This window comes from Niastella populi, assembly GCF_002078015.1.
GTDB lineage: Bacteria > Bacteroidota > Bacteroidia > Chitinophagales > Chitinophagaceae > Niastella > Niastella populi.
Genome location: NZ_LWBP01000178.1, coordinates 1 through 18,151, shown reverse-complemented (window position 1 = coordinate 18,151; position 18,151 = coordinate 1). Strand labels below are relative to the sequence as shown.

Below are 18,151 nucleotides of genomic sequence, written 5' to 3'. Positions count from 1 at the left end.
AAGTAGTAAGTAATAAGTTATAAGAGTAAGTGAGTGATAAAAAGAAAAGACTGATAGTAATAGGAGGCGGGGCCGCCGGTTTTTTTTGTGCAGTGAATGCGGCCCGCCTGCATCCTTCACTTGAAGTGATCATTCTCGAAAAGACAGGCAAGCTTCTCTCAAAAGTGAAAGTATCCGGTGGCGGCCGGTGTAATGTAACCCACTCCTGTTTTTCCATCTCCGACATGGTACGCCATTATCCGCGCGGCGGCAATTTTCTTAAAAAAGCATTTCATCAGTTTTTTACTACCGATACCATTCAGTGGTTTGCCGATAGGGGCGTACAACTGAAAACGGAAGACGATGGCCGCATGTTCCCGGTCACCAATACATCGCAAACCATTATCGATTGTTTGATAAGGGAGGCGAATAAGTATGGGGTAGAGGTGAGAATGATGGCTGATGTAAAAAGTTTGAAGTATGAAGCAGGCGCTGACCAGCCGTTTACGCTTGAACTTGCTGATAACCGGTTGCTGAACGCCGGTTTCGTGTGCATAGCGAGCGGCGGTTACGCCAAATTATCGCAGTTCGGCTGGCTGCAACTGTTGGGCCATCACATTGCCGAACCGGTTCCCTCCCTTTTCACATTTAATATGCCCGGAAACGCCATTACGCAGTTAATGGGCGTATCGGTACCCGAAGCGCATGTTAAGGTAACCGGTACGAATTTATCGGCTAAAGGGCCGCTGCTGATCACCCATTGGGGAATGAGCGGGCCTGCGATACTGCGCTTATCGGCATGGGGTGCAAGACAACTGGCAATGGGCAATTGGCAATTCGCAATTATTGTGAATTGGCTTCCCGATTATAATGAGAATACATTACGGGAGCATTTACAGCAATTGCGGTTTGAGCTGGCATCGCAGAAAATAATAAACCGCAATCCGTTTAATTTACCGCAACGCTTGTGGCAGTACCTCCTGGCGCAATCGGGTATCCAGGAAGAAAAGCGCTGGGCCGATGTGTCGGCCAAAGAACAGAACAAACTCATTGCAAACTGTTGTGCGCAGGAATTCAAAGTGCAGGGAAAAACAACCTTTAAAGAGGAGTTTGTAACGGCGGGGGGTATTCAGCTTGCGGAAGTAGATGCCAATACCATGCAAAGCAAAATTATGCCCGGTTTATATTTCGCCGGTGAAATACTGGATGTGGATGGTATTACCGGCGGGTTCAATTTTCAGAATGCGTGGACGACCGGGTTTATAGCGGCAAAGGCAATTGCGGCAGGCGTTTAAGTGGCGTTGGTGATTTGGGGTACGGCTCACCGTGAAACGTACAGGTACAAAAGCTTCTTTGATAAAGTATGAAACGAACCATCAAACCCAATTCGAAGGCATGATGGTTCGTTGGTTAACCAGCCTCCTGCAGGGGGCGGTCAATTGGTATGATAACCAAAAACTATTTATTGCTCCTGGGGAAAACCAAGTAATCTTCTGTGATAATTGATCTGACCGGTATGATAGTTCAAATGGGTCAGCATGTGTAATAACAGGAACTCTGTTGTTACTGTTTCACCATTAATAGGCAATGGATAATTTTTTTCCAGTTCCTTTTTGCTGGTTTGCTCCAGTGCGTCCTTTACAGCCACTTTTGCGTTCTCTATTTCGTTCAGCAGCTTATGCTTGCTGATATTTTTAAGATTGAATTCTGCTTCCCGGTTTCTGATATATCCCGAATCGCCCAGTACATTTCCGATAAAATGTTGTAAGCTGCCGGTCAGGTGCAAACACAGGTTGCCGCCGCTGTTTTTGATGCCTTCCTTAACTACCCACAGGCTGCTGTCGTCAGGATATTGGGAGATCTCTTCAGTCAGTTTATTCAGGTCCCGCTCAAATAATGTGATCAAAACTGGTGTAATCATAACAAATAGTCAGTTGAAATAATTTTCGATAAATGTAAAAATAAAAAGCGCCTGTCAGAATAAGTGCACAAAAAAATAATTTTCATTAATTAAAAGCAATCTAAGTTATACACGTTTTCACAAAAAAACGTAAGGAGATCATCCTGCAGATTGTACCGTGACAGGGCTAATCGTTTTTGCTATGGCAATCATACTATTAACACAAATTTCTTTTCCTACCTTAAGAGTATAGTAATGCGCCCTGTAAGAGACCGGATGATACTTTTTCACAATGCCAGGCGATTGGTGAAGAAGTGACGACCGGTTCAAAATACTTGTTCAAGGCCGTGCAAATCAATTGGTTACCAAACCAAAAAAAACGCATAATCCCTTTACAATTCAGCATTTTGGCCTATCTTTGCAGCCCGAATTAAAATCATCGGGTTTTTTATCATGTTTCAATTATTTATTAAACAATTAAACGCTGATGCACAGGAGTCTTCTGCAGCCGATCAGGGTGCTGAAGCTACAGCGACACCAAAAGCACCTGAGGCTCCGGAAGTGGACAACACTGCCCACGACGATTTCGACTGGAGCATTGACAAACGTAACGTAGCATCTTACACCAAAGAGCAAAAAGAAAAGTACGATGCTGTTTACGAAGGAACTTTCAAAGCTGTTACTGACGGCGAATTAGTGAAAGGTCTGGTAGTTGCGCTTACTAAAACTGATGTGGTTATCAACATTGGCTTTAAGAGCGATGGTCTGGTTTCGTTAAACGAATTCCGTGATCTTCCTAACCTGAAAACTGGTGATGAAGTGGAAGTTATGGTTGTAGAGAAAGAAGACCGGGAAGGTCATCTTAACCTGAGCCGTAAACAAGCCCGCATTACACGTGCCTGGGAAAAAATCGTTGAAGTTCACAAAACCGGTGAAGTTATCACTGGTACTGTTACTTCAAAAACGAAGGGCGGTTTGATCGTGGATGTATTCGGTATGGAAACATTCTTACCGGGTTCACAGATCGATGTAAAACCTGTAACTGATTACGATCAGTTTGTAGGAAAGACCATGGAGTTCAAAGTAGTGAAGATCAACGAAGCTATCAAGAACGCCGTAGTTTCTCATAAAGCGCTGATCGAAAGCGATATCGAAGCACAACGTGCAGAGATCATGAGCAAACTCGAAAGAGGTCAGGTACTGGAAGGAACCATCAAGAATATCACCGACTTCGGTGCCTTTATGGATCTTGGCGGCTTAGACGGTCTGTTGTATATCACTGATATCAGCTGGGGCCGTATCAGCCATCCGGGCGAAGTACTGAAAATGGATCAGAAACTGAAAGTGGTTGTATTAGACTTCGATGATGAGAAAAAACGCATCAGCCTTGGTCTGAAACAACTGACTCCTCATCCGTGGGATATTCTGCCTGAAAATATTCACGAAGGTTCAGTAGTGAAAGGTAAAGTAGTGAATATTGAAGATTACGGCGCATTCCTGGAGATCATGCCAGGTGTTGAAGGTCTGGTACACGTAAGTGAAATTACCTGGGCTAACACACCGATCAATGCGAAAGAATTCTTCAAACTGGGTGATGAGTACGAAGCGAAGATCGTAACGCTCGATAAAGATAATCGCAAAATGAGCTTATCTATTAAGCAAATGAGCGAAGATCCATGGAGCACTATCGAAACCAAATTCCCCGAGAGCAGCCGTCATACCGGCCTGGTGAAAAACATCACTCCTTACGGTGTGTTCGTTGAACTGGCTCCTGGTATTGGTGGTATGATCCACATCAGCGATCTGAGCTGGTTGAAACGTTTCAATCATCCTTCTGAGTATACCAAAGTTGGTGAGAACATCGACGTTGTTATCCTCGGCATCGATAAAGACAATCGCAAACTGCAACTCGGACACAAACAACTGGAAGAAGATCCCTGGAATGCATTACAGGGCACATTCGCGGTTGGCTCTGTACATGAGGGAACAGTTATCCGCAGAGACGACAAAGGCGGTATCGTTCAGTTACCCTACGGTCTGGAAGGATTTGCGCCTAACCGTCACCTCATGCGCGAAGATGGTAAAAGCATCGGCGCCGATGAAACGCTGCAATTCATGGTTATCGAATTCGATCGCAATGAAAAACGCATCGTAGTATCGCATACCCGCCTGTGGGAGCAATCTAAGCAGGAAGAAAAACAAGCTGCTCAGAAAGAAGCCCGCGCCGAAGCCGACAAAACCAAGAAAGCAGTTAAGAACATTCAGGGTAAAGTAGAAAAAGCTACTTTAGGTGACCTGGGTGCGCTGGCTGAGATCAAGGAAAAGTTGAAGCAGGAAGAGCAACAGGGTGGTTCTACAGAAACGAAAGAGTAATCCTTAACGCTAAAAGCAAACGCTTAAAGCGAATGGATTTCCTGATGAATATAAAGCGTTCCGGCTTTGGCCGGGACGCTTTTTTTGCGTCTTACCGGTAACAAAACAGGCTTGTACGGGATAATGAAAAATGCAAACGCATATAACCGCCCCGTATATGTGACTGAAAATCATGGGAACTGCCAATTGTTTATTGGCGATTGTGTATTGGGTTCTTGATCAGGATTATTACTTATTAAATAATTACGCATATATGCTTGCATAAAGAAAATCTGTGTTATATATTTACGTCAGCAAGTCAACGGGAACACCATCCTGATCCTATCTGCACCTTAATAGCAACGCTCTCTTTCCAGTGTAATAACGTATGTGATACTTTGCCGTTATCCATCTTAACAAGCAACAAGGTTGTTTTGTATTTCAACAAATTAGTACCATATGAAGAAGCAATACACTTCTTTCGCATTTATTTTCATTTTCATATTCTTTTTTGCGCTTCATTGCAGCGCCTGACAGCCAGAATAAGCCGTCATGCATCACTAACCATTAATAATAGCTGATAAAAATATTACGTACACGGATGCCAGTGATTTTGGTACAGGCCCCGTCATGTACATAACTTAATTACATACAGGTTCATTTGGGTAGTAACAACTCAACGGATGTTCCGGTGTAACCGGGGTGTCCCGTTTGATTTTCCCGCCTTCAGGGGCGGGAAAAATGAAGAATGAAAAGGATAGCATGTTAAATGAAGAAGTAAATACAGTTCCGGATTGCAGGCTCGCATTTTATAGTGTCTCAAGCACTGTATTATTAAAACCTGATAACGAGGTCAACTTACGGTCAGCTGCATCCCAGCGGCCCTCATGGTGCACATGTGGGGCGGGTATCACAACACATTTCATACGCGCTGCTTTGGCGGCGATCATTCCGTTGAACGAATCTTCAAAACAAATACAGGTGGTGGGCGGAACCTGTAATAGTTCGGCGCAATTCAAAAATACCTGGGGATGCGGTTTGCCATGGGGAAGATGTTCGGCAGAAGTGATGGCATTAAGGTATGGCTGAATATTCAGTTTATCAACTACGGCTTCGATCAACCGCATGGGAGAGGAAGAGGCCAGTCCGATATGGAAATTATGCTGTTTGAAAAACTCCATAATGTACTGCACACCTTCCATGGCCTCGCCATGTTCTTTGATCTTATCGAGGGCGGCCTGTTCAATTTGCCTGGCTGCTGCTTTGGCCTGGTCTTTACTGATCGAAAAGTGCGTGAACCAGTAATCGACCCACTCGGGCGTGCGAAGGCCGGTGGTAAGAATATACTGCTCATCGGTGAGCGTAACACCATATTCCTGTAAGGTTTCTGCACCTGCCTGTTGCCATAAGGGTTCAGAATCTATCAGCAGGCCATCCATATCGAAAATTACCGCGCTAAATTTCATGCGCGCAAAGATACAGGGATATGGTAAAGGGAAAAAGGATAAGGTTCAAGGTTGATTATTTTATGGCAAACACCGCATTCACTTCCATGAATATTTTGAGCTTCCTGAAATCGATACCGCCGCCTGATAAGTCGCCCGAATTACCATTGTAAGAGAGGTTCTCCATTGTATTGGCCATAGACGCCTGGCTTACATTGAAGTACCCCGGTTGTACAAATCCGGCATTATATTCTGTAATTGTCACCGCTGTGCCCAAACTTTCACCTATGGCTTCGGTAAGATAAGCGGCTTTCTCTTTAGCGGCTTTAATGGCAAGTATTCTAACCTGTTTGCGGTATTCCTGTATTTTACTATGAGAAACGCGAACGACATCGAAGCTTTGGGTAGCTTCATCATCGAGTTTACTTACCAGTTCATCGATCTTTTTGCTGTTGTTGAATTTGATCTGATAGGAAATGGTGGCATATAATTCCTCTTTTGATCTTCTTTTCTTCAACAGGCTGCCTTCGTACGATGCAATTGTTATTACTGAATCGGGCAGGCCGGTGTTTCTGCAGGATGCGAGGAAGTCGGCCTTTATTTTTTGAAGGTCTGTTTTACCAGCGCCTTTTTTTTCATACTCTTTTAATGTTACCTGCACATAAATTTCATCGGGCACAATTTCTAAATCGGCGCTGCCGCTAACGCTGACGGTTTTGGGAAAGGGATTTGGCGCCTGCGCAAACAAACCGTTGATAACAAAAGCGAGGATGAGGGTAGTAGTAATTTTTTTCATGTTCTTTTATTTAATATCAGTATGATTTAAGGAAGACATAAATTACACAAAGAAACAGGCGGTTACAATAACCGTAACCTGTTTATTAACATTTCCTTAATTTCGATACAAATTGGTTGTCAAAACAACGCAGCATGAGTTCGTTTAGTGAAAGGATACGACATTTTAAACTGGTACGAAAAATATTATATCCCATAATAGGCATAATAACCTGGCCCGGTCTTGTTATCATAAACAAACTGCGTATAAGGGGCACTGAGCATATCGCCAGCCTGCCAAGGAAGAATGTGCTTTTTGTAAGTAACCACCAGACCTATTTTGCCGATGTAATTACGTTTCTGCATATTTTCTGTGCTGTGAAATGGCGCAAAAAGAACAAACTGGGCATTCCTTATTATTTGTTAAACCCGTTTACAAACGTATACTATGTAGCTGCCGAAGAAACCATGCGCGGCAGCTTTATCAGCCGGCTGTTTACGTTAGGTGGTGCGCTTACGGTAAAGCGAACATGGCGTTCTGCAGGGACCGAAGTTCGCAAGGGGCTCGATCCTTCAGATACAAGAAAGATCACCCGGGCCCTGGAGCACAACTGGGTGATCACATTTCCGCAGGGAACCACCACGCCTTTTGCACCGGGAAGAAAAGGCACGGCGCATATTATAAAATTGTGCAAACCTATTGTTGTGCCCGTGGTCATCAATGGCTTCTGGCGCGCCTTTAATAAAAAGGGATTGAAGTTCAAGAAGAAGGGAACATTACTTTCCGTTACGTTCAAGGAGCCGCTGCAAATAAATTACGAAGCGTCTGCAGAAGAGATCTTACAACAGGTGATGGATGCCATTGAACAAAGCAAATCGTTTATGATGAAAGGGGCGCATCACTGGAAATAATGTGATAATTCGATAATGGGATAATGGAAATACAGATAATTGGAAATCCCGCGCCTGGCGCGGGATTTTTCATTGAGAAAGTTATTTAAAGAACAATGCTTTTAATTCAGTAGCATCATCGGGTTGCATTTTACCGCCAAGGATCAATCGTACCTGTCTTCTGCGCAATGCGCCATCAAACAATTTCTTTTCATCTTCCGTTTCAGGTACCAGCGCAGGGATCTTACGCGGTTTACCATTGGGATCGAGCGATACGAAGGTGAAGTATGCTTCGTTGCTTTTGTATTTGTATTGGTGCAGGGCATCTTCGCCCCAAACACTCATAAAGATCTCCATAGAGGTATTAAAAGCGCGGGAAACCCTTGCCTGTATATGAACGGCGTTGCCCAGTTTAATGGGGTTTTCGAATGAGATATTATCAACCGATGCAGTTACCACCGGGGTGCCGCAATGTTTCATAGCGGCGAGGGCGGCTGCAATATCCATCCAGTACATTAATCTTCCGCCCATGAGGTTGCCAAACATATTGGTATCGTTGGGCAATACCAATTCGGTCATGGTGACCGATGATTCTTTGGCTGTTTTCGAAAACTGGTCCATGCTTTTTTTTGCGCAAAGATATACTCAGAAAGCTCAGGAAATGCGGAAAACCGGAAAACTCCGGTTCCCGGTGTAATGAAATATGGAATTGGCGTGTTGCCGGTTGTAGTTAAATGCTTTAGATAGTAACCTTTTCAAGCGTTTGCAGGAAGGCTTCATCGGCATCGGCGCCTATGCCCGGTGTGTCGGGCACTTCGAGGAAAAAGCCTTTGTATTGAACGCCACCGGTAACGGGGTCGGTTTTATGACCAAGCATACAGGTGTCCATGTCATAAAAAACGACATTATCGTGCGACAGCGCAAAATGCGCGAAGGCCGTCAGCGCTACCCGGCTTTCGAGCATACCGCCCATCATGCAGGGAATGTTATTTTCCCTGCAAACCGCGTGTATTTTGCGGGCTTCCCAAATACCGCCCGATTTGGCGAATTTGATGTTCACATAATCGCAGGCGCCGGCGGCAATGATGCGTTGAGCGTCGTGGTGGTCAAAAACGCTTTCATCGGCCATGATCTTAATGGGCGATTGTTTTACCAGCGCAGGTAATTTGTCATCGTCCCAATAACGCATTGGTTGCTCACAGAATTCGATATTATAGCTTCCCATGGCTTTCAGGGCAAAGACCGCATCTTCGTAACTCCAGCCCTGGTTGGCGTCTATACGCAGTCCAATGGATGGTCCGGCCGCTTCGCGGATGCGTTTCACCCGTTCCACGTCTTCTTTGGCATTTTTGCCCAGCTTTATTTTGATGATGCGTACGCCGCGTTTTACAAAATCGATGGCTTTGGCAGCCATGTTCCCGGGCGTATCGATACCTATGGTAAGATCGGTTTCCAGTTCTTTTCCGGTTCCGCCCAGATAGCGATACAACGGCTGGCCGGCCGCTTTGGCTGCCAGATCGTACAACGCCATATCGAAGGCGCTTTTTATGGTGGCATTGAATGCAGTATAGCTATGTAGTTCCTGCAACCGCTCTTCAATGGCTTCGGCGCTTTTGTTTTTCCAGAGTGCGGCAAAATCTTTGGCCATCTCGAAACACGTACTTTGGGTTTCGCCAACGATCATGGGAAATGCAGAACATTCACCTACCCCATATACGCCCGCATCGGTATGCACCCTGATGAAAATATTCTGGGCAAAGTGCATGGTGCCGGTAGCGATGGTAAAAGGATGCATGGGAATGCTGAACCTGTAGATATCGGTATGTAGGATTGTCATATCGGGCACAATTTACAAGGTTTGTGTGGAAGGAAAACCGGCAGGAACCGGCAATCGGGGAATCGGCAGACCCCGACTGTATCGGGGCAGGCTGTGAAACGGCAAACCTTTGCGTGGCCTTCATCGGCAATCGGTTCGAAATCCGGCGGGGCAAGGTCGTAAACAGATCCCAAAAATCGGGTGTCACTCACCATTCACCACCCGCCATTGACCATTCACCACTCACCATTGACGATATCATTTGCAACTAAAATGGTTTCGCTTTATCTTCGCGCCTAACATTCGTTAGTTCTATGTCAAAAACCGCCGTTGCTGTATCTTTTGATAATACGGAGAATGCATTTGCTTACAGGTCTGATAAAGCGTTAAAAAAGGCCTATTTTCTTTTCTCGAGCATGGGATACAAAGTTTTGGTTCAACTGGGTACCAGGCTTACGCCCTGGGCTATCAAAGTTGGTCTTCCAATAAAAAATCTCATTCGCAATACCATTTTCGAACAATTTGTGGGGGGCGAAACGCTGGAAGAAACGGCGCATGTAGCTGCAAAGCTGAAGCAGTTCAATGTGCAGGTGATCCTCGATTATGGGGTAGAAGGAAAGGAAGGGGAGGAGAATTTTGATCATGCCACCGACGAATTCATCAGGGTGATCAATTATGCCGCCACACAGCCCAATATTCCCTTTATGAGTGTAAAGGTGACCGGTCTTGCCCGGTTTGCCCTGCTTGAAAAATTAGATGCCGCCGCTGCCGGCAAAAGCGGGTTTGAAGGCAAGGTGCATGAAGAAATACTCACAACCGCGGAAAAAGCCGAATGGCAACGGGTTGTCGACCGCATCATTCGTATTTGCGAGGTTGCCGATACCAAAGGCGTAGGCGTGCTGATAGATGCAGAGGAAAGCTGGATCCAGGATCCCGTTGATGCGCTCACCATGCAAATGATGGAACGGTTCAACCGGAAAAAAACAGTTATCTATAATACGATTCAGTTATATCGCCACGACCGGCTGCAATTCCTGAAAGACAGTTTTGCTGTTGCTCAACAAAAAGGATTTGTACTGGGTGCGAAACTGGTACGCGGCGCTTATATGGAGAAAGAACGTAAACGCGCAGCTGCCATGAATTATCCTTCGCCCATTCAGCCCAATAAAACGGCTACCGACCGTGATTACAATGCGGCGCTGGAATTTTGCATCGATTACCTCAATCATATTGCGCTGATCGTTGCCTCACATAACGAGTACAGTAATTTATATACAACCGAACTGCTCGATAAAAAAAGTATTCCGCATAACCATCCCCACGTACATTTTTCACAACTGTATGGCATGAGCGATAATATCACTTTCAACCTGGCGAAGAGCTCGTTCAGGGTGAGCAAGTACTTACCGTTCGGCCCCATCGGTGATGTAATTCCCTATCTTATGCGCCGGGCGCAGGAGAATTCATCAGTATCCGGACAAACGGGCCGGGAGTTGGGGTTGATCAGGAAGGAGCTGGAGAGGAGGAAGGGTTGAGTTGACGAGTTGATGAGTTGATGAGTTGACGAGTTGATGAGTTGATGAGATAAGGCGGATGGTTACTTAAAATTTAAATCCCACGTTGATGCAGCGTGGGATTTAAATCTCCCGATACAGTAAGAAACGCAAGGCGCTTCATCCTACTTCTTACTTCAGAATTCAATTTGCACGGAACGTGCCCAATATTATTTAAGTTTCTCGTTAAAGAGTTTTATCGTGCGTTCCCATGCCAGTTTCGCTGCCGGCGCGTTATAACGCGAAGGCGCTGTATCGTTATGAAAGGCATGATTGGCGCCTTCGTAAACAAATAATTCATATTTGGTGCCTGCTTTTTTCAGCGCCTCTTCATAAGCCGGAATGCCCGCATTTACGCGCTCATCGAGTCCGCCATAATGCAATTGCAGGGCTGCTTTTATTTTAGGCACATCTGCAGCATCGGGTTGGCGGCCATAGAAAGCGACTGCGGCTTTCAGGTCGGGTACATGAACGGCTAACTGGTTGGCCATAGCGCCGCCCCAGCAAAATCCAACACAACCTGTTTTACCATTCGTATCGTTGAGTGACTTTGCATAATCGAATGCTTTTATGAAGTTGTTCAGATTTTTTTGCATATCCAGTTTTCCGAACATATTGCGAGCCTCATCTTCATTGGCCGGGGTACCACCGAGGGGCGATAAGGCGTCGGGCGCAAGGGCCAGAAAACCGGCCAGTGCCACACGGCGGGTAACATCTTCGATGTGCGGGTTCAACCCACGGTTTTCGTGAATGACCACAACCGTTCCGTATTTCCCTTTTTGTTTGGGTTTGGCCAGGTAACCTTTCATGGTGCAGTCATCGCCGGGGTAGGTGATATGTTCTGTAGTGATGCGGTCGTCCTGTGCAGGCACGGTTTGCGCCTGCGCGTAATTCACTTCCAGCATGGGCAGTACGGCAAAGGCCGCAGCCAGGCTGCCGGTGATCTTTGTAAGCCGGCGAAGGAACTCTTCGCGGCTGAGCGGTGCGTGGGTATACTCGTCGAAAAGGTTGATGATTTGCTGGTTCATAAAAAGGCTTGAATGGTGAAGTTCGTATCTAAAGATAATGAATTATGAACCGGGGGGCATCTATGAAGCTATTTTTAATGTGTACCCGTTGCCTGCTGCCGGGTATGGGCTTTCGTTTATATATCTAAAAAATTTGGGGAAGGCGAATGACTGTTTTACCTTCGGTCTCCTGTTTACGGACCGTTAGCTCAGTTGGTTTAGAGCATTACTTTGACAGAGTAGGGGTCACTGGTTCGAGTCCAGTACGGTCCACGATTTTGTAAAACCCGCTCTAGTAGCGGGTTTTGTTGTTTAAAGGAATCAGATAGTTCTTTCAAAGATTCTTTACACCTATAAAATCAACTGTCTATTGTTTCGAGTCCGGCAGTAATTCTTTATTATATCTTTATATATTGAAAATGAAATAAATACACGATTCGTGATTTGCGAATTAGAAACTGCCGATGTATATTTGTAGCATGAGATTACATAATGGGATGCGACCACAGGATATAGTCGTCTTGCTGAAAATCATTGCTAAAGAAGGGAATAACTGGCATAATAAAAACTTGTCGGAAGAACTTTTTATTAGCGCGTCCGAAGTGTCGGAATCATTGAGAAGGAGTGGTATAGCCGGATTAATAGATAAGGAGAAAAAGAAAAAAGTGTTTCGTCAGTCATTGATGGAATTCCTGCAGCATGGGATTCGATTTGTCTTTCCTGTGCTGCCAGGAACACTAGTCAATGGTATACCAACTGCTCATTCTCATCCTTTTATGCGGACCCATTTCAGCAGTGAGTCAGATTATGTTTGGCCCGATTCCCGGGGATATGACCGGGGGCTTAGTATTGAGCCATTGTATAAAAACCAGGTCAAAGCGGCTAAGCTCGACGCCAATCTATACAAGATGCTGGCATTGGTGGATGTGATTCGTGTGGGTAGAGTAAGGGAAACGATAGTCGCAGTGGATGAACTTAAAAAAATGATATTATGAGCCATCACGCAAATATTACCCGGATCAAGGCCGTAAGTAATGCGCTGGGGCCGTTAAAAAATGAGGTTGTGTTTGTAGGTGGAGCAACTGTGAGTTTGTATGCTGATAGACGAGCTATTGAGGTACGCCCAACAGATGATGTTGATATCGTAGTGGAAATTGCTACCCGGTATGAATATGCCCAACTGGAAGAGCAGCTTAGAACACTGGGGTTTCAAAGTGACATAACAGCCACATTTGTTGGTCGCTTTCTACTGCCTGGAATAATAGTAGATGTTATGCCTACCGACGAGACCATTTTGGGATTCTCGAATATCTGGTATGAAGGCGGCTTTAAAAACGCTGTCGATTATATCATAGATGAACATCATACCGTTAGGATTTTCTCGGCCCCTTATTTCATTGCTTCGAAACTGCAGGCATTCAAAAACCGAGGGAACAATGATGGAAGGATAAGTACAGATTTTGAGGACATCATTTTTGTATTAGATAACAGAAGCACAATCTGGGAGGAAATGAAAAGCGCTGATCACGAGGTCCGGAAGTTTTTACTGGAAGAATTCAAAACCCTTCATAGTAATAAATATGTCGAAGAATGGATTGCGGCGCATGCCGGTTACGGTTCTCCCCCAAGCACCTATATAATCCTGGATGATATCCTAAAATTTATTGAGTAGACCATTTCATTCTTTTGGCATAGGGAGTTAAGTCGATATGGCGTTTTCTGTTATCGCTATAACCGCTGTGTTGAAAAGCAACCATGGGACTGCAAACATAATACTTTCCTAATCCGGCTAATCGCCGGTCATAATCTTTGTCTTCCGGCAAATTCAGGATGATTTCATAAAATTGTTTCTTGGCAATGTATAACATGGTGCCTGCAAAGTCGGTTACCGTTTGATCGTTATGAATACTTCCCCATAGAATACCACCGAGGTAAAGGTCGAAAGCTGTCGGGGTGTGTTCGATGAAATAGGAAAATGCGCCTGGTGCAGCAAACTGAATGTCATCTTCAGCAATGCATATTTCCTTTAGCCCGTTTTGCTGTGCCCAAGAGATTATTTGTTTGTGTGATTTGATAATTCCTCTGCAGGGAAGTTCGTCATCCCAAATCCCATCCCATATCCTGAAATTGTTGATATTCTGAGTTGAGAGCTCGTTTGTTAACAAAGTGAAGCGATCAGCCCGGTGAGGAAGATGAATGATATGTAAGCAGGTGTTGTTCACCGGGTAAAGTTATAGTTCTGTGTTAATACTTGAGTAAAGTATAATAATAAAACCTTTTTAGATTCCCATGGTTTCTGCTACAATGGTCAATAGGGCCTAAAGCATTTCACAACCTATTATACAATGAATTTTGTTTATTAATTGTTTTACATTATTCATACGCTTAAAGAATTCCTTTAATTGGTTCGACAATCTGTCGGCGGACTCCACGGAATTGTAAAACCCGTGCTGATAGCGGGTTTTTGCGTTTAAGGAGTTCAAGTTGTTCTTGTTGATATGTCTTAGTCCCATAAAATGAATTGTTTCCTGGTTCGAATCCGGTGGTATGCTTTTGTAAGAACGTTTAATGAGATTTTGTGCATGGAGGACGTGTTTTGTTGTTGCCGTAATAAAGCATTTGTGTTATCATGAAACAGATTGACATATTCAATAAATTCTCTGCTTTTCAACTGACAGGTTGTTTTTTTATTGATTGTTATACTATTTTTGGCGTCATTACCAAACTTCAGTAATACTTCTTTTATGAGCAAATTCGGACGCACCTGGTGGGGCGAACAATGGCTTAAATCATTGGACCGAATTGATTTTTCGAACCGCCTTCCGCGTGGTCGCTCCTATGCAACAAAGGGAATGGTGGCTTCCATCAGTATAAGTGAAAACCTGATCCGGGCAAAGGTTAAAGGCAGTCGGCCCAAACCATATGATGTATCAATTGTAGTACCGCCATTTTTTGACGAAGAGAAGAAGGTTTTTATTGAGAAAATAAAAGGTGATCCACTGGTTGTTTCGCAATTGCTCAATCGTCAGCTCCCAATGGATCTATTGGAGATTGCCGAACGTGCCAGTATAAAGATCTTTCCGAAAAGCTGGCAGGATATTAAGCTGAATTGCTCCTGTCCCGACTGGGCAGTGCCCTGTAAACATCTTGCTGCCGTTATTTATACCATAGCCAATGAGATAGATCAGAACCCCTTCCTGGTTTTTAATCTTCACAGGTTTGATCTGGTTGCGGAACTATCTGCTCACCGGATGCAGTTACACGATCTCCAGACCGAAACCATTTTCTCCATACAGGATTGTATGGCCGCTAAAAAGGGCACTGCTGCCAAAAACGGTAAACCACCCGATACTCCTGATTTCTCTTTAATTGAAAATCTTCTTACTACACTACCGTTGCTATTTACAGCCAACCCCCTGTTTTATGATGGAGATTTCAAAGACGTGATTCAAAAGCAATACAGACGCCAGGCAAAATTTGAGGGGCAGTACCTTTCCACCCTGAAAAATGAAAAGCTTTCTTTGCCGAAGGATTATCGTTATTACGATTATTCGATCATAGCGCACGAGAATGGCGAGCTATTATTTATTGCAAGGGACAATGATGATCATAAATACCCGGTAAAAAAAGATAACCTGCTGGTTTTACTGGCGCAAACGGAAAGCAAACATCTGGATAATTACTCACCGTCCTTTGTACTGCTTTACCACACATTCAGGTTTTGTAACGTATTGGCAGAGCGAGGGGCTATATTGCCAAGGTTATTTAAAGCCGCTAATGAAAAATACCGTATTCAATGGATACCTGCATTGATCAACGGAAGCGTTAAAAAAGTATTTGACGATCTGCTTCAATGGTATCCTGCAAATATGGTGACAATAGAGAAACCATCTGTTTCCGAAAAGCAGAAAAGGTCAAAGTCCTCTTTATTGCCAGCCAAACAGGATGAAGCGCTTATATTGATCTGCAGCTTTTTTGCAAATACTTCGGTTCAGGCCTGTTATAACAAAGCGGAGGTAAGTGTAAAACCATCGAAAAAGCAGGCATTGAAAATAAATGAGCTGTTCTTCAGCGATACATTGAACTGCTTCGATGGTTTTTCAGAGAAAGAGATTCCCAATACCATTCAGCTTTGGCTTAACCGGTTTTATATCGGTAAAAAGGAATACACTCCTTTGTTGCAGGTAAGTGAAAATGGTAATAAAGGCTTTGAAGTGCAGGTACTGATAAAAGATAATACAGCCTCCCTGAAACCGGTAGAAAGCCTGCATGTTTTCATGAAACGTGATAGTGATAAGCAATTTTCCGCGCTTAAAGACCTACAGTTACTTGCACAATATCTTCCAGGCTTGAATAATTCCATCGCCTCTAAAGGCAATGAGAAACTATTTTATTCTTCCCAAACATTTGCCGAAGTGCTGACAGGTATTTTGCCTGCCATCAAGCTATTAGGTATTCAAACCTTATTACCTAAAAGCCTTCAGCATCTGTTACGGCCGCAGGTAACATTGGCTATAACATCAAAGGAAGGGAATAAAAAATATTTTTCATTAAATGATTTGCTTGATTATGACTGGAAGGTAGCCGTGGGCGATAGCTTTTTAAACAAAGACGAATTTTTTGTACTGGCAAACCAGGCAACCGGTCTTGTGAAGATTCGTGACCAGTACATTTTAATGAACCAGGATGAAATTGAAAAGGTTATCCTGAAACTGGAACGGCCTTCGGCGCCAAAAGCTTTTACTTTATTGCAGGCTGCACTTAGCGGTGATTATGAAGGTGCGCCGGTGCAAATTGACGGGGCGGTGAAGAAAAAAATACAGGAGATACTGAAAGCTGACGTTACTACCTTACCCGTTGCACTGAATGCCCGTTTACGGCACTATCAGCAGCGGGGGGTCAGTTGGTTGTATAAAAATGCCCGATTGGGCCTTGGGTCCTTGCTGGCCGATGATATGGGGTTGGGAAAAACATTACAGGTGATCGCTACTTTACAAAAATTTAAAGAAGAGGGGGCATTAAAAAATAAGCCGGCATTGGTAATAGCCCCTACTACCTTACTGAGCAACTGGAAGGCTGAAATAGAAAAATTCGCTCCATCACTCAATGCGCTGGTTTTTCACGGTACTACACGGAAAGCTGAATTTAAAGAAACAGATGTTGTAATTACCACGTATGGCATAGCCCGCACAGAAAATGAAATGTTGTGCAGGCAGAACTGGTATGCTTTGATCATTGATGAAGCGCAAAATATTAAGAACACGGAAACAGCACAAACCAAAGCCGTAAAGAAAATTAAATCAGGAATAAAGATCGCTATGAGCGGAACCCCTGTTGAAAACAGGTTGATGGAATACTGGAGCATTTTTGATTTTGCCAATCCAGGTTATCTGGGTAATTCAAACTGGTTCAATGAAGAATATGCCAGGCCTATTGAAATAAACCAGGACCGAAAAAGGCTGGAGAAATTTCGCAGCATAACCTCCCCATTCATTATGCGAAGAGTGAAAACAGATAAGGTTATCATCAACGATCTTCCTGATAAGATCGAAAATGATCAGTTCTGTAATTTAACCAAAGAACAGGCCGCTCTGTATAAAAGCATTACACATGACCTGATGCAGGAAGTAGAAATGGAAGAAGGAATAAACCGGCGGGGTATAATTCTGAAGTTGCTTACTGTTTTAAAGCAGGTGTGCAATCACCCGATGCAATACCTGAAAAATGGGGGCGACCTGCGGCCTGATCATTCGGGAAAAATGTTGCTGCTGCTACAATTATTGGAAACAATTTATGAGAACGGCGAAAAAGTACTGATCTTTTCGCAATATCAGGAAATGGGCTCCCTGTTGCGAACGGTAATATATGCGCATTTTGGTAAAAAGGCTTTGCAGTTGCATGGCGGTAATTCCAGGAAGGAAAGGGATGAAATGGTGCATTCTTTTCAAAACAACCCCCTATGCGATACTTTTATTTTAAGCCTGAAAGCAGGTGGCACAGGGTTGAACCTTACAGCGGGCAACCATGTAATTCATTACGACCTGTGGTGGAACCCTGCGGTGGAAGCACAGGCAACTGACAGGGCTTTTCGTATTGGCCAGGGAAAAAATGTAATGGTACACAGGATGATTACCAAAGGCACACTGGAAGAGAAAATTGACGAAATGCTTCGCGGAAAAAAAAGTTTGGCTAATCTCACAGTATCGAATGGTGAAAAATGGATCGGGGAGTTAAGTGACATAGAACTGCGTCGGCTGGTATCATTGGAAGTATAATTCTTTTTAAAGTACTTGTAAAAATCGAAGCGATTCTGTTCCCTTAAGAAGATTTACTAAATTATTAGCCTTCTAATTTCCTTGCATTCCCCGTGATTACCTCACGATAGGCTTTCTTCATAGTTTCAGGAAGGAAAGAAATAGATAGCCAATGGTAGG

General features: G+C 44.1%; 14 protein-coding genes and 1 tRNA gene. 8 read left to right on the top strand and 7 right to left on the bottom strand.

Annotation, left to right across the window (positions count from 1 at the left end; all coding sequences use genetic code 11):
* Window positions 1-29 precede the first annotated feature (29 nt).
* Window positions 30-1,274: a BaiN/RdsA family NAD(P)/FAD-dependent oxidoreductase gene (locus A4R26_RS14910; protein WP_081164549.1), complete on the top strand. Its 1,245-nt coding sequence runs from the start codon at window positions 30-32 to the stop codon at window positions 1,272-1,274.
* Window positions 1,275-1,441: 167 nt separating this feature from the next.
* Here the strand turns inward: A4R26_RS14910 and A4R26_RS14905 are convergent, their stop codons facing one another.
* Window positions 1,442-1,900, bottom strand: a complete 459-nt coding sequence (locus A4R26_RS14905) for a DinB family protein (protein ID WP_081164548.1) — start codon at window positions 1,898-1,900, stop codon at window positions 1,442-1,444.
* Window positions 1,901-2,332: 432 nt separating this feature from the next.
* Between A4R26_RS14905 and rpsA the strand changes: the two genes are divergently transcribed.
* The gene (gene rpsA, locus A4R26_RS14900) at window positions 2,333-4,252 is read left to right on the top strand and encodes a 30S ribosomal protein S1 (RefSeq protein ID WP_081164547.1); all 1,920 of its coding nucleotides are present in this window, start codon (window positions 2,333-2,335) and stop codon (window positions 4,250-4,252) included.
* 788 nt (window positions 4,253-5,040) lie between these two features.
* Here rpsA and hxpB read toward each other — a convergent pair.
* Both hxpB and A4R26_RS14890 read right to left on the bottom strand, forming a co-directional pair.
* A complete protein-coding gene (gene hxpB / locus A4R26_RS14895) occupies window positions 5,041-5,697 on the bottom strand; it encodes a hexitol phosphatase HxpB (protein WP_081164546.1) in 657 nt (218 codons plus the stop codon).
* A gap of 55 nt (window positions 5,698-5,752) precedes the next feature.
* The gene (locus A4R26_RS14890) at window positions 5,753-6,472 is read right to left on the bottom strand and encodes an SIMPL domain-containing protein (protein ID WP_081164545.1); all 720 of its coding nucleotides are present in this window, start codon (window positions 6,470-6,472) and stop codon (window positions 5,753-5,755) included.
* A 134-nt stretch (window positions 6,473-6,606) separates the two neighbouring features.
* On the opposite strand from A4R26_RS14890, the gene A4R26_RS14885 reads away from it, so the two are divergent.
* Entirely contained in the window at window positions 6,607-7,362 is a 756-nt protein-coding gene (locus tag A4R26_RS14885) for a lysophospholipid acyltransferase family protein (RefSeq protein ID WP_081164544.1), read from the top strand.
* An 81-nt stretch (window positions 7,363-7,443) separates the two neighbouring features.
* Here A4R26_RS14885 and A4R26_RS14880 read toward each other — a convergent pair whose 3' ends face one another.
* Together A4R26_RS14880 and A4R26_RS14875 are read right to left on the bottom strand one after the other, a co-directional pair.
* A complete protein-coding gene (locus A4R26_RS14880; protein WP_081164543.1) occupies window positions 7,444-7,962 on the bottom strand; it encodes an acyl-CoA thioesterase in 519 nt (172 codons plus the stop codon).
* A gap of 118 nt (window positions 7,963-8,080) precedes the next feature.
* Window positions 8,081-9,178, bottom strand: a complete 1,098-nt coding sequence (locus A4R26_RS14875) for a mandelate racemase/muconate lactonizing enzyme family protein (protein WP_081164542.1) — start codon at window positions 9,176-9,178, stop codon at window positions 8,081-8,083.
* Between the two features lie 293 nt (window positions 9,179-9,471).
* Between A4R26_RS14875 and A4R26_RS14870 the strand changes: the two genes are divergently transcribed.
* On the top strand, window positions 9,472-10,692 hold the full coding sequence (locus A4R26_RS14870) for a proline dehydrogenase family protein (RefSeq protein ID WP_081164541.1): 1,221 nt from the start codon (window positions 9,472-9,474) through the stop codon (window positions 10,690-10,692).
* 188 nt (window positions 10,693-10,880) lie between these two features.
* Here the strand turns inward: A4R26_RS14870 and A4R26_RS14865 are convergent, their stop codons facing one another.
* Window positions 10,881-11,738 (bottom strand): dienelactone hydrolase family protein, encoded by an 858-nt coding sequence (locus A4R26_RS14865; protein ID WP_081164540.1) that lies wholly within the window; start codon window positions 11,736-11,738, stop codon window positions 10,881-10,883.
* 177 nt (window positions 11,739-11,915) lie between these two features.
* Between A4R26_RS14865 and A4R26_RS14860 the strand changes: the two genes are divergently transcribed.
* From A4R26_RS14860 to A4R26_RS14850, 3 genes are all read left to right on the top strand, one after another.
* Window positions 11,916-11,990, top strand: a tRNA-Val gene (locus A4R26_RS14860).
* Between the two features lie 206 nt (window positions 11,991-12,196).
* Entirely contained in the window at window positions 12,197-12,712 is a 516-nt protein-coding gene (locus A4R26_RS14855; protein ID WP_207625756.1) for a hypothetical protein, read from the top strand.
* Entirely contained in the window at window positions 12,709-13,389 is a 681-nt protein-coding gene (locus A4R26_RS14850) for a nucleotidyl transferase AbiEii/AbiGii toxin family protein (protein WP_081164539.1), read from the top strand. Before A4R26_RS14855 ends, A4R26_RS14850 begins: the two co-directional genes overlap by 4 nt.
* On the opposite strand, the gene A4R26_RS14845 is transcribed toward A4R26_RS14850, so the two are convergent.
* Window positions 13,379-13,939: a hypothetical protein gene (locus tag A4R26_RS14845; protein WP_081164538.1), complete on the bottom strand. Its 561-nt coding sequence runs from the start codon at window positions 13,937-13,939 to the stop codon at window positions 13,379-13,381. The genes A4R26_RS14850 and A4R26_RS14845 overlap by 11 nt on opposite strands.
* Window positions 13,940-14,461: 522 nt before the next feature.
* On the opposite strand from A4R26_RS14845, the gene A4R26_RS14840 reads away from it, so the two are divergent.
* On the top strand, window positions 14,462-17,992 hold the full coding sequence (locus A4R26_RS14840; protein WP_081164537.1) for a DEAD/DEAH box helicase: 3,531 nt from the start codon (window positions 14,462-14,464) through the stop codon (window positions 17,990-17,992).
* The last annotated feature ends 159 nt before the right edge of the window (window positions 17,993-18,151 follow it).

Excerpts from the sequence above, each read along its gene's own strand:
- A4R26_RS14880 (WP_081164543.1), bottom strand. The coding sequence starts at position 7,962 with ATGGACCAGTTTTCGAAAACAGCCAAAGAATCATCGGTCACCATGACC.
- A4R26_RS14885 (WP_081164544.1), top strand. The coding sequence starts at position 6,607 with ATGAGTTCGTTTAGTGAAAGGATACGACATTTTAAACTGGTACGAAAA.
- A4R26_RS14870 (WP_081164541.1), top strand. The coding sequence starts at position 9,472 with ATGTCAAAAACCGCCGTTGCTGTATCTTTTGATAATACGGAGAATGCA.
- rpsA (WP_081164547.1), top strand. The coding sequence starts at position 2,333 with ATGTTTCAATTATTTATTAAACAATTAAACGCTGATGCACAGGAGTCT.
- A4R26_RS14905 (WP_081164548.1), bottom strand. The coding sequence starts at position 1,900 with ATGATTACACCAGTTTTGATCACATTATTTGAGCGGGACCTGAATAAA.
- A4R26_RS14840 (WP_081164537.1), top strand. The coding sequence starts at position 14,462 with ATGAGCAAATTCGGACGCACCTGGTGGGGCGAACAATGGCTTAAATCA.
- A4R26_RS14855 (WP_207625756.1), top strand. The coding sequence starts at position 12,197 with ATGAGATTACATAATGGGATGCGACCACAGGATATAGTCGTCTTGCTG.
- A4R26_RS14875 (WP_081164542.1), bottom strand. The coding sequence starts at position 9,178 with ATGACAATCCTACATACCGATATCTACAGGTTCAGCATTCCCATGCAT.
- hxpB (WP_081164546.1), bottom strand. The coding sequence starts at position 5,697 with ATGAAATTTAGCGCGGTAATTTTCGATATGGATGGCCTGCTGATAGAT.
- A4R26_RS14865 (WP_081164540.1), bottom strand. The coding sequence starts at position 11,738 with ATGAACCAGCAAATCATCAACCTTTTCGACGAGTATACCCACGCACCG.
- A4R26_RS14850 (WP_081164539.1), top strand. The coding sequence starts at position 12,709 with ATGAGCCATCACGCAAATATTACCCGGATCAAGGCCGTAAGTAATGCG.
- A4R26_RS14890 (WP_081164545.1), bottom strand. The coding sequence starts at position 6,472 with ATGAAAAAAATTACTACTACCCTCATCCTCGCTTTTGTTATCAACGGT.